Origin of the sequence: Massilia sp. Root335, assembly GCF_001425685.1 — a bacterium.
Taxonomy (GTDB): domain Bacteria; phylum Pseudomonadota; class Gammaproteobacteria; order Burkholderiales; family Burkholderiaceae_D; genus Telluria; species Telluria luteola.
Map to the genome: position 1 here is coordinate 198,487 of NZ_LMCY01000011.1, position 13,458 is coordinate 211,944.

At 71.4% G+C, this 13,458-nt stretch carries 1 protein-coding gene; it reads right to left on the reverse strand.

What is annotated here, in order from left to right; genetic code table 11:
- Positions 1 to 8 precede the first annotated feature (8 nt).
- Positions 9 to 13,454, reverse strand: coding sequence for an SDR family NAD(P)-dependent oxidoreductase (locus ASC93_RS08855; protein ID WP_056440187.1), 13,446 nt, complete (start codon positions 13,452 to 13,454; stop codon positions 9 to 11).
- Positions 13,455 to 13,458 lie beyond the last annotated feature (4 nt).

Sequence of the window (13,458 nt, forward strand, 5' to 3'; positions counted from 1 at the left end):
GGCATTCTCTAGGCTAAGTTGGCACCCGTGATACGTTCCGGGCGGTGCGGTGAACGATGGTTGGCAGGCTGCGACCTGAAGGCCCGTACGCAGAACTGTTTCAGCGCCACCAGGACCAGGCCTCTTTCGTTCGCGATCCTGATGTTGAATTTCCTGATGTCCGTGCTGCCCGCCGACTGCGGCCCTGCCTCTTCCACGTGCACGTAACAGGTGCGCGCCAGGGGGTGCAGGATCTCGACGTCGTCGATCGCAAAGGGCAGGTACGGCACCGACGCTTCGCCGCCGCCCGCCAGGCCGGCCACGGTCTGCAGGGCGCCGTCGATGATCGCCGGATGGAGGGTGTAATCGTCGAAGCCCTCGCTCAAGTCGTCCGCGACCGACAGGATCGACAGCGCGAACGACGCACCGGCATGCAGCGTCTGCATCGTGCGGAAGGCGGGTCCGTAGCCGATGCCCGCTTGCGCGAACCGCCGGTAATACTCGCTGCCGTCCACCGTGCGCGACGACGCGCGGATCAGTTCCGCGACCGGCAGATGGTCGTCGCGGCCGGATTCGCCGGCGCCGTCGTCGAACCGGAGCACGCCTTCGCAATGGACGACCTTCTCGCGGTCCGCATCGTACGAGGTGATGATGTACCCGGCATCGTCGTCCGCGGGCTGCAGCGACACCTGGACCGGCTGCTGCGCGTGGGTGAACACGAGCGGCTGCACGAAGACGACGCTCTGGATGCGGCGCACGTTCCTGCCTGCCGCCAGCGCGCCGGACGCGCAGGCCATCTCGAGCAGTCCGGCGCCAGGGAAGACGCGCCGCCCGTTCACCTGGTGGTCGCGCGCATAGAACGCGTCGCCCGACAGCATCGACGTGAAGCTCACTTCCCGCAGGGTCGACGAATTGTGCGAGACCAGCGGATGCAATGCGGCAGGTTGTTGCGCGCCGGGCCGCGGGGCCTCGTTCACCCAATGCCGTTCTTGCGCAAACGGATAGGCAGGCAGCGGAATGCGCCGCGCCGCGCGGTGCGGGTCGAGCTCGTCCCAGGCGATCGTGCGGCCCTTCACCCAGGCCTGCGCGAGCGCTTCCAGGTCGCGCGCCTCGGCCGCGTTGTCGGGGCGCTTTGCGGCGCTGCGCGGATCGACGCTGCCGCGATGGATGCCGGCACACGCCTCGCCGGCCGTCCAGCGTTCCAGCGTGGCGGCCAGGCCGGCCAGGTCCTGCGCCACGAAGGCGAGGCGCTCGGACATGGGTTCGCGCGCCGTCTGCAGGGTGTACGCCACGTCCGCCAATCCGGTCGCGTGGTTCTTGCGCAGGTGGGCCAGCAGGCGCACCGCCAGTTCGCGCAGGCTTGCGCCGGTCCGCGCGGACAACACGATGAGCTGCGGACCGGCGGCAAGCGGCCGCGTCGCCGGCGCCTGCACGTATTCTTCGAGCAGCACGCACGCGTTCACGCCGCCGGCCCCGAACGAATTGACGAGGGCGCGGCGCGGATGCGCGGCCGCGGGCGTCCAGTCGGCCAGCCGCCGCTGCAGGTAGAACGGCGAGCGCTCGAACTCGATGTCCGGGTTCGCGACATCGGCGTGAATGGTCGGCGCCAGCTGCCGGTGCTTCATCTGCAGCAGGACCTTGGTGACCGCGGCGACCCCCGCCGCGGATTCGGCATGCCCCACGTTGGCCTTGACCGAGCCGAGCGCGCAGAACTGGCGCCGGTCGGTCTCGCGGCCGAATGCCTGCGCGAGCGCGGCGACTTCGAGGCTGTCGCCCAGCTGCGTGCCGGTGCCGTGTCCTTCGACATAGCCGATCGACTCCGCCGCGACGCCGGCCGCGGCCAGCGTGCGGCCGATGAGGCCCGCTTGCGCGTTCGGATTGGGCGCCGAATACCCGTTCGAGCGGCCGCTGTGCTCGAACGCGCTGGCGCGGATCACCGCGTGGATCGTGTCGCCATCCTCGATCGCGCGGGCGAGCGGCTTGAGGATCAGCGTACCGACGCCCTCGCCCGGCACGAATCCGTCGTCGCCGGCGCCATAGCTGCGGCACTTGCCTTCGCGCGCCAGCATGCGTTTGCGGCACAGGCCCTGGTATTTGGACGGATGCAGATACAGGTTCACGCCGCCGGCCACCGCGACCTGGCACTCGTTGCGCCGCAGGCTTTCGCACGCCAGGTGGATCGCCACCGACGACGACGAACAGGCGGTGTCCACCGGCATGCTCGGTCCCTGGAAGTCGAAGAAGTACGACACGCGGTTCGCGATCGACCACGGCAGCGCGCTCGCCGCCGTCCCTTCGCTCGCCAGCAACTGGTACGAATTGGTCGTCACGCCGACGAACACGCCCACGCCGGCGCTGCGCGCTTTCGGGAACCGCCGCTTGAGGCTCTCGCGGGTGTAGCCGGCGTCTTCGAAGGCGGACCAGACCGACTGCAGGAACAGCCGTTCCTGCGGGTCCATCGCGGCCGCTTCCGCGCGTTCGACGTTGAAGAACGGCGCGTCGAACTTGTCGACGTCATCGAGGAAGGCGCCCCACTTGCAATAGATCTTGCCGTCCGCGGCCCGGGCGGGGTCGGCGTCGTAGAACCGCTGCGCATCCCAGCGTTCGGCCGGCACGGGGCCGACCAGGTCGCGCCCCGCGCGCAGGTGGTCCCAGTAATCGTCCAGGTCGCGCGATTGCGGATAGTAGCCGTGCACGCCGATGATCGCGACCGGTTCCGCGCCGTCCGCCGGGCGGATCGGCTGCGCCGCACCAGGTACGGCCGGCGCGTCCTCGGCGACGGCCGCGGGCACGGACGCGGCGTCGCCGAACAGGTTCGCCAGCGCGTCCGCGTGCTCGCGCACGAAATACCGCGCCAGGTCGTCGATGCTCTCGTATTCGTAGAACAGCGTCTGCGGCAGCGCGCCGAACGCGCGCGCCAGCGCCTCGTTCAGGCGGCCCACCGCAATCGAGTCGATCCCGAACGCCTCGAAGCGCTCGCGTGCATCGATCCGGTCCGGAGCCAGCTTGATCTCGGCGCCGAGCAGGCCCTTGAGGTAGTCCTGCATCTGCGCCAGGCGCGGCACCGGATCGGCCGGCGCCCCACCGACGCGGACCGCTGCTGCCGCGACGGCGACGGGTGCCGCGCGTCGCGCCATGTAGGCGCCGACCTTGGACGGGACGCCATACAGCGCGATCGCCTGTGCCAGTCCGGAACCCAGCAGGTCCTCGAGGCAGCGGATGCCCTCGCCCGTCGGCAGCGGATGCATGCCCATCCGGCTGGCGGAGAATGCGAGCGCCTCGGCCGGGACGGTCATGCCGCCGTCTGCCCAGTACGGCCAGTCGATGGCGAGCGTCCTGCCGCTGCGCCGGCCCGCCAGCCTCAGGGCTTCCCGCTGCTCGGCGAACGCATCGAGGAAGCGATTGGCATAGGCGTAGTCGCATTGGCCCAGGTTCCCGAACGCGCCGGCGACCGACGAGAACAGCACGAACAGGTCGAGCGCCTCGGCGCGGGTCGCGCGCTCGAGGTTGAGCGTGCCGTGGACCTTCGGCGCCAGCACCGCGGCCAGGTCGTCCGGGGTCTTCTTGAGCAGGAAGGCGTCGCGCGTGGTCCCAGCGCCATGGAACACGCCATCGATGCGCCCGAACCGCGCCTTCGCCTGGCGTACGACCGACTCGACATCGTCCTGGCGCGCCACGTCCGCCTGCAGGTAGACGGCTTCGCCGCCCGTCGCCGCGAGGGTCGCGACACGCGCCGCGTTCGCGGCCGACAGCGCCGAACGGCCGACCAGCACCAGCCGGGCGCCGACATGGCGCGCAAGGTAGCCGGCGACGATCCAGCCCAGTCCTCCCAGGCCGCCCGTGACCAGGTACACGCCGCCCTGCCGGAGCGGCATGTCCGTCGCCCGGTTGGCTTCGTACGCAACGTATTCCCGCACGTGACGGACACCGGCACCGAGGTAACCGATTTCTCCGGCGGCCCAATCGTCTCCGCCCAGCTCCGCCATCGCGATGCGGACCTGCTCCGCCGGCCCGGCCGCGTCGGAGCGCATGTCCACCACCTTCGCGTCGTAGCCGGGATGTTCGAGGCTCAGGCTCTTGTAGAAACCGGCGAGCGCGGCGCCGAACGGCATGCCGGCATCGTCGCCGCCGTCGAAGAACGACAGGAACCGCACCTTGCCGCCGGCCTTCCGGCCGATCAGCGCCTTGCACAGGTTCTGCAAGGCGCCGACCCCGAGCCGCAGCGCCTCGCCGGCATCGGGCGATGCATGACGATGCAGGACGGCGCGCGGGAGCTGGTCCCGGTCCTGGAGCGCGGCCAGCAGCTGGCCGAACTGCGCTTCGCTGCCCGGATCGAGCGTGAACACGCCCGGCGCGATTTCGGCGAACGCGTTGCCGGGGAGCGCCAGGGTGATGCCGCTGCCCTCGACCTGCCCTTTCAGCGCGGCGAAGAACGCGTCCGAGCCGTCGAGGACCAGCAGCGGCCCGGCCGGCGGCGTCGCGCCGGCAAGCGGCCGCGCCGTCCACTGCGGGCGGTAGTACAGCCGGCGCGGCGCCTCCGCGACGGCGGGCGCCACCGGGTGCGCGGCCGCGGCCTGGACCCAGTAGCGCTCCTTCGCGAACGGGTAGGCGGGCAGGCTCACCCTGCGCGGCGCGGCGCCGGCGTGCAGCGGCGCCCAGTCGATGGCGGCGCCCATGGTCCACAGCGTCGCGGCCTTCGCCAGGTCCCCGTTGGCCAGCAGGCCGCGCAGGAACGCCTGGCCGGCTTCGCCCTGGATCAGTTGGCCGGCGTCGTAGGCCCGGTCGTTCGCATTCGCATGGAACACGTCGTCCGGCTCGCGCGACGCGCTCCAGCCCACCAGCTTGTCGTGCAGCTGCGCGACGCTGGACGCGATCAGCGCCAGGCGCGCCGGCATGTGGGTGCGGCCCACCTGCGACGTGTAGGCGATGTCGCCCAGCGGCAGCTCCGGGCGCTCCGCAAGGAAGGCGGCGACGCCGGCGGCATGGCGCGCCAGCCCGGCCGGATCGCGCGCGGACAGCAGGAACACGTGGGGCGTGCCGGCATCGGCGACCCGGCGCGCGGGCCGGGTATCGACATGTTCTTCCAGGATCAGATGCGCATTGGCGCCGCCCGCACCGAAGGAGCTCACCGCCGCGCGCCGCGGCTGCGTCCCGCTGCGCCGCCAGTCGGCGAGCGTGGTCTGGACGTGGAACGGCGAGTTCGCGAAATCGATGTTGGGATTGAGCGGCTCGGCATGCAGCGACGGCACGAGCTGGCCATGCTTGAACTGCAGCAGCGCCTTGGTCACCGCGGCGATGCCGGCCGCCGCTTCGAGGTGGCCGATGTTCGACTTGACGGAACCGATCGGCAGGCGGCCGTTGCGGCCCGCGTGGGCGGCGAACGCCTGTTGCAGGCCGGCGATCTCGATCGGATCGCCCAGCGACGTGCCGGTGCCGTGCGTCTCCACGTAACCGAGGCTGTCCGGCTCGACGCCCGCCTTCTTCATGGCGTCCAGTATCAGGTCGCCCTGGGCGTTCGGATTGGGCACGGTGTAGCCATTCGTCTTGCCGCCGTGGTTCAAGGCGCTCGCGCGGACGACGGCGTAGACCTGGTCGCCGTCGCGCAGCGCATCGTCGAGGGGCTTGAGCAGGACCGCGCCCACACCCTCTCCCGGCACGTAGCCGTCGCCGCCCGCGCCGAAGCTGCGGCAGCGGCCATCGCTCGCGGCGAATTTTCCCTGGCTCAGGTTGAGATACTTCTGCGGGTGGATCGACAGGTTCACGCCGCCGGCCAGCGCCGCATCGATGTTCCCGCGCCGGATCTCTTCGCAGGCCAGGTGGATCGCCGTCAGCGAGGACGAGCACATGGTGTCGAGTGCGATGCTCGGGCCGCGCAGGTCGAAGAAGTACGACACCCGGTTGGCGATCGAGGCGTGGGACGACGTCGGGATCGCGCCCGACGCGGCATCCGCGCCGTACAGCTCATAGTGTCCCCACATGGCGCCGACGTACACGCCGACGCGCCGGCCCGCCAGGCTCTCGCGGCTGTAGCCCGCGTCCTCGATGGTCTGCCAGGCGGTCTGCAGGAACAGGCGCTCCTGCGGGTCGATGATCTCCGCTTCGCGCGGCGAGATGTTGAAGAACAGCGGGTCGAACTTGTCGACGTCGGCCAGGAAGCCGCCCCATTTGGCATAGCTCTTGCCGGCCTTGCTGCGGTCGGGATCGAAATACCGCGCATGGTCCCAGCGCTCGGGCGGCACCTCCGTGATGCAGTCGCGGCCGGCCTTCAGGTTGTCCCAGAACTCGGCCAGGTCCCCGGCCATCGGATAGCGGCCGCTCACGCCGACGATCGCCACGTCGCGTTCGCGCCGTGCGTCCGGCGCGGGGAACCGCCTGGCGCGGCGCGGGACGGCCAGCGCCGGCGGGGCCGCGACCGCGGCAGCGGGTTGGGCCGCGGCCGCGCCGGCGGGATCGAGCACCTGGCGCACGGTCTCCGGGAACGAATTGAGCAGATAGCCGGCGAGAGCGGCGATCGTCTGGTATTCGAAGAACAACGTCTTGGGCAGGGAACCGAAGGTCTGCTCCAGCACATTGGTCAGCTTCATCGCCACGACCGAATCGATGCCGTAGTTTTCCAGCGGTGCGCGCGGGTTGATCTTTTGTGCGGGAACCTTCAGCACGTCCGCGAACTGCCTGCGCAGGTAGTCCGCGGTCCGTTCCGGCAGACGCGCGTCGCCGCCGGCCGCAGCCGGCACCGCGGCGACGGGCGCCGGCACGGCCGCGGCGGGCGTGCGCCGCACCGGGCCGGCGAGCACGCGCCGCAACCGCGGCAGGTCGCCTTCCAGCACCAGCGCCTGGCCGTGGCTTGAGGCGAGGCTGCGATAAAACGCGGCGATGCCGGTGCCGGTGCGCAGCGGCCGCGCACCGCTGGCCTGGAACAGCAGCTCGCGGCTCGCCGCATCGATCTGCATGCCGCCTTCCTGCCACAGCGGCCAGTTGATCGCCACGGTCCGGCCGCGCCTTTGCCCGCTGTCGGCCAGGCGGTTGCGATAGGCCGCGAAGTGGTCCATGAAGCCGTTGGCCGCGGCGTAATCGGCCTGTCCCACGTTGCCCAGGGCGCTGCTGACCGACGAGAACAGCACGAAGAAGTCGAGATCGACCTCGGCGGCCGCCCGGTCCAGGTGGACGGTGCCGGCCACCTTGGGCGCCAGCACGGCGCCGAGCTGCGCGTCGGACTTCTGCAGGATGAAGCTGTCCGCGGTCATGCCGGCGCTGTGCACGATGCCATCCAGCCGACCGTGCGCCGCGACGATGGCGCCGACCAGTTGCGCAACCTGCGCGGGGTCCTCCAGGTCGAGCTGCCGGTACGTGACCCGGCCCGCGCGTGCCGCGAGCGTATCGAGCTGCGCCTGCTTGTGCGCGTCCAGCGGGCCACGGCCGGTCAGGATGACCTTGGCCCGCGACGCCTGCTTCGCGATCTCGCCCGCGAACAACAGGCCCAGGCCACCCAGCCCTCCCGTGATCAGGTACACGCCCTGGTCCTTGAACGCCACGTCGGCGGCGCCCCCCTCGGACGGCACTTCGCGCCAGCGCAAGACCTGGCGCGCGCCCTGTTCATACCTCACGAGCACGCCGTCCGACCGCCCGTCCTGCCGCAGTTGCGCCGCCAGCCCGGCAACCGGCGTATCCGGCGCCGCCATGATCAGTTGCCCGATGAAGCCCGGATTTTCGAGGCTCGCCGTCCTGAGCATGCCGGACAGGCCGGCCAGGATCTCGCCGCCGTCGCGGCCCGGCACGACGACCTGCAGCAGGACCGTGCCCTGCGCCACGCGTTGCAGATGCGTGCGCAGTTGGCCGAGGAGCGCCGACGCATGGTGCAGGTAACGCGCGGCCAGCGAGTCGTCGTCCGGCGCGTTCGACGCCACGCAGCGGGCCCCCGGCAACAGGCTTTCGAGCGCAGCGACGTCGACGCCCTGCAGGTCGCACAGGAGGACGTGATGCTCCGCCGGCGCATCGGCCGCGGCAACCGGCGCGGCGGGCTCCCATGCCGGGACGGCGAACAGGCGGCCGACGCCGTCGTCCACGGCGCCCGGCTGGCCGCCCAGGACGCGCGAGCACAGGTCGCGCATCCGCACGCAGACGCGGCCCGCGCCGTCGCACAGGTCGATGTCGAGCTTGACCACGGCGTCGCCCGGCCCGCTGCCCTCGGCATACCGGACCCACGCCAGCATCTCGCTCGTGCAGGAGGCCAGCACGTGCAGCGCGCCGAGCGCGAACGGCACGCGCGCCTGCCCGGCCGGCTCGTCCTGCCAGTCCAGCAGGCCGATCGCTGCCTGCAGCGCGCCGTCCATCAGGCTCGGATGGAGCAGGTAGTCCGATGCGCCGGCCTGCAGCGCCGCCGGCAGGCGCAGCTCGGCCAGCGCCTGGCCATCGCCCAGCAGGATCGACTCGATCGGGCGGTGCGCCGGGCCGTAATCGAGGCCCATGCGCGCATACGCCGCATAGACCTGCGCGGCGTCGAGCCGGCCGCGCCGCAGCGGCTGCCGGACCTGCGCGACGTCGATCTGCTGCGCGCCCGCCGGCGCGGCGATGGCCACCCGGCCCTGGCAGTACGCGATACGCTCGCCCCCGGACTCGCCGCAGATCTCGAAATCGACCTGGCCGTCATCATCGGGCGACAGCGCGATCTCCGCCTGCGTGTGGCCGTCCACCACGAGCGGCCGCGCCCAGGCGACGTTGCGGATCTCCAGCGCCGGCGCCGGGTCCCCGGCGTGCAGCGCCTGTGCGACCGCGGCGCGCGCCATCTCGAGGAAGGCGACGCCGGGCAGCACCTTTTGCCCCGCGGCGGCGCCGATGGTCACGCGATGGTCGGCCAGGAAGAACTCGAAACCGGTGAGCGTCGTCCGATAGCACTGCTGCGCGAAATCGGACGTGTTCCGGTGCAGGAGCGGATGCAGCACGGCGCCCCGTCCCGCATGCGTTTCCGCCGCCCGCTCGATCCAGCAGCGCTCGCGCGCGAACGGATACGCCGGCAGGCTCACGAAACCCGGCCGGCGCGCGCCGTACAGCCGGTTCCAGTCGAGCTCCAGGCCGCGGGTCCACAACTCGGCCAGCGGCGCAAGCTTGCGCGCCGCGATCCATTTTCCTATCGTGTCCCGCAGGTCGGCGTCGGCCTTGAACAGCGCCACCGCATCGAAGCCTGCCGCGGCCTGTCCGCGATAGCAGTTGTCGAGCGTCTCGTCGCCGTCCAGGCAGGCCTGCAGGTCGCGCTCCAGCTGGCCGACCGAGCCCACGATCAGGGCCAGGCGTTCTTCCATCGCTTCGCGTCCGGTCTGCAACGTGCAGGCCACCGCATGCAGGTCCACCTTCGGCTCGCCGCGCCGCACGAACGCAAGCAGGTCCTGCATTTTTTGCGTCAGCTGCTCCGGGGTGCGCGCGGACAGCAGTACGGCCGCCGGTTCACCGTCCGCGTGCGGCGCGGGGTCGGCCGCGACGTATTCCTGCACCACGAGGTGGGCATTCGAGCCGCCGGCGCCGAACGACGAGATGCCGGCGATGCGCGGCAGCCGCTTGCCGTCGACCTGGGGCTGCTCCCACTCGCGCAATTCCTGGTTGACGACGAACGGCGAGTCGTCGAAGTCGATATTGGGGTTGAGCGCGGACGAATGCAGCGACGGCACGATCTGGCGGTGCCGCATCTGCAGCAGCACCTTGGTCAGGCCGGCGATGCCCGCCGCCGATTCGGCGTGGCCGATATTCGATTTGGCGGAGCCGATCAGGCAGCATCCGTTCTCCGCGGCGCTGCGCCGGAAGACCTGCGCGAGCGCCGCGATCTCGATCGGGTCGCCCAGCTTCGTGCCGGTGCCGTGCGCTTCGATATAGCTGATGTGGCGCGGATCGACGCCGCATTCCTTGAACGCGCGGGCGACGACGCTGGCCTGGGCCTGGGGATTGGGCACCGAATAGCCATTGGTCTTGCCGCCGTGGTTCAGGGCGCTGCCCTTGATCACGCCGTAGATGTGGTTGCCGTCGCGCTCCGCGTCGGACAGCCTTTTCAGGATGACCGCGCCCACCCCTTCCGCCGGAATATAGCCGTCGCCGCCCACGCCGAAACTCTGGCAGCGGCCATCGCTCGCGATGAACTGGCCGGAACTCAGCAACAGGTATTTGTTCGGATGGATGGTCACGTTGACGCCGCCGGCGACCGCCGCGTCGGTGCGGCCCTGGCGCAAGTCCTGGCAGGCCAGGTGGATGGCCGTCAGCGAGGACGAGCACATGGTGTCCACGGCCATGCTCGGCCCATGCAGGTTCAGGAAGTACGACACGCGGTTGGCGATGCTCGCATAGCTGGACGGCGTCACCATGCGCTCGCCGAGCAGGCTGCTCTCGGCGCCGAACATCTGGTACTCGCCGTACATCACGCCGACGTACACGCCGACCTGGCCGGCCTGGTCGTCCCCGTGCGGCATCTGCAGGCTGGCGCGCGTGCAGCCCGCATCCTCGAGCGCCATCCACGCGTGCTGCAGGAACAGGCGCTCCTGCGGGTCGATGCGCTCGGCGTCGACCGGTGGAATATTGAAGAACAGCGCGTCGAACTCGTCGACGCCGTCGATGAAGCCGCCCCACTTGCTGTAATGGCGGCCGCCGGCGGACCGGTCCTCGCTGAAGTGGTCGCGCCAGTTCCAGCGCTCCGGCGGAACCTCGACGATGCTGTCCTTCCCGTCGCGCAGGTTGCGCCAGAACTGATCGACGTCCGCCGCGCCCGGATAGCGTCCGCTCAGGCCGACGATGGCGATCGCGTCGAGGTCCGCGGCCGCGCCGCGCGCGACGGGACGGCGGGCGGCGGCGCGGGCGCGGGCCGGACCTGCGACCACCGGCTGCGACGGCGCGAGCGCGGGCGCCGGCGCGGCCGGCATCGCCGCAGCGTCGAACAGCGCTTCCAGCCGGCCGCGATGCTGCGCGACGAAGTAGCCGGCCAGTTCGGACAGCGTCTGGTATTCGAAGAACAGGGTCTTGGGCAGCGCACCGAAGATGGTCTCCAGCTCGCCCGTCAGGTCCATCGTCATGATCGAATTGATGCCGTACTTCTCGAACGGCGCGGCGGCGTCGATCCGGTTGGCGGGCAGTTTGAGCAGGGACGAGAGCCGCTTCTTCAGGAAGCTTTCGGTACGCGCCCGCAGGTCGGCGCCGCCCGCCTGGCCGCCATTGACCGTCGCGGGCTGCGGCGCGGAGGCCTCGGCCGCCGGCTCCGGGGCGAACAGCGCCGCGCGCACGAGGCGCAGGTCGCCCTCCACGACCTGCACCTGGTCGTGCGCCAGCGCCAGACTGTGGTCGAATGCGCGCAGGCCGGTACGGCTGCGCATCGGCACCAGGCCGGCGGCGCGCTTCAGTTGCGCCTGCGTCGCCGCGTCGGCGCCCATGCCGCCGTCTTCCCACAGCGGCCAGTTGACGGCGCGCGTGCGGCCCTGGCGCCGTCCCTGCCGCACCAGCGCGTTGCGGTATGCGGCAAAGCGGTCCATGAAACCGTTGGCGGCGGCGTAGTCGGCCTGCCCGGCATTGCCCGTCACGGCCGCGCCGCCGGAGAACAGCATGAGGAAGTCGAGCGCGACGTCCTGCGTCGCCGCGTCCAGGTTGACGGTGCCGGCGACCTTGGGCGCGAGCACCTGTTCGAATTCCGCCGCCGTCTTCTTGAGGATGAAGCCGTCGCCGGTCATGCCCGCGGCATGGAGGATGCCGTCGAGGCGTCCATGCTGCGCGACGACGCCCGCGACGAGCGCGCGCACCTGGTCCGCGTCGCACAGGTCGAGCTGGCGGTAGTGCACCTGGCCCGTGTGCGCGGGCAGGTCTGCCGGCGCATACGCCGCGGCGCGGCCGGTCAGGACGACGGTGGCGCCGCGCGCCCGGTCGAGGATCGCGCGCGCAAACAGCCCGCCCAGCGCGCCCGTGCCGCCGGTGATGAGATACACGCCACCGTCCTTGAACGCGGGCGCGGGTTCTTCGGCGGGCATGTCCAGCTCGCGCCATGCGAGCACCTGCCGCTCGCCCTGCACGTGGCGCACGACCCCTGCCTGCGCGCCGGCGGCCTCCGTCTCCAGCTGGCGCGCCGCTTGCCGCGCATCGGCCGCGGCGTCAAGCACGATGACCTGGGCGGCCAGCAGCGGATTTTCCAGCGCGGCGGTCTTGAGCAGGCCCACGAGGCCGAGGAGCAGCTCGTCGGCCGGCGTGTGCGCGAGCACGAGCTGCACGAGCGTGCGCCCCTGCGGCCTGGCGGCGAGCAGCGCCTGGACGTGCAGGAAGCAGGCGGATGCGGCGTCGCGGTAGTAGTCCGCCAGGTCGCCGCCCGCGGCGCCGGGCAGGCGCACGCAGCGCGCGCCCGCGCTGGCGGCCTGCAGCGCCGCCACGTCGGCGCCCACCGCCGCGCTGACGAGGACGTGGCGCTGCGCCCATGCCTGCGGCCCGCCCTGCGCGAGCGCGGCGGCCTCCCATTGCGGGGCCGCGTACAACACGCCGGCATCGGCGTCCTCCTGCAAGACGCGGGACGTGAAGCCGCGCAGCTGCGCGCAGACCTTGCCGTCCCCGTCGCACAGGTCGATATCGAGCTTCGTCACCTTGTCCGCGGGCGCGCTGCCCGGCGCGAACCGGAGCCACGCGAACATGCTGGGCGTGCACGGCGCGAAGACCCGCAGCGATTCCAGCGCAAACGGAAGGCTCGGCCGCGCCGGCACGTGGTCGATGTCGTCGATGAAGCCGATGGCCGACTGCACCGCGCCGTCCAGCAGGCTCGGATGCAGCACGTAGTCGCCGAGGGTGTCCGCCACCACGGCCGGCAGTTCCAGGCGCGCCAGCACCTGCCCCGCGCCCTGGTGCAGCGCCGTCACGGCCCGGTGCGACGGGCCGTAGACGATCCCCATCCTGCCGTAGGCCGCATACACCTGCGCCGCATCCAGCTGCCCGCGTGTCATCTCCTCCTGCAGTTGCGCGACGTCGAGCCGGGGCTGCGCCGCCGGCGCCAGGACGGCGGCCCGGCCCTGCGAATGGACCAGCGCCTGCGCGCCGCCCTCGGCCGCGGCCGCGTGGCTGCAGACTTCATAGTCGACCTGTCCGTCGCCCGGATACAGCGCCAGCGTGACCTGCGCGCTGTCGTCGACGACGATCGGCTGGGCCCACACCACGTCGGAAAGGCAGATATCGCCGTCCTCGCCGGGTAGCGCCGCTGCGAGCGCGGCGCGGACCATTTCGAGGTAGGCCACGCCAGGCAGGACCTTGCGTCCGCCGACCACGTGGTCGCGCAGATAGAACGCGCCCGCGTCGAGCGTGGTGCCGTAGCTGTGCTGGTTCAGGTCGGCCGTATTCCGGTGCAGCAGCGGATGCAGCACGTCGGCGCGCGCCGCGCCCTGCGCCTGCCCGCGAAACTGGGCAATCAGCGCCAGGGCGTCCGCTTTCGACAGCCGCTTGCCCGACAACTCCCCGACCACATAGTCCACAAAATCGATCATCACA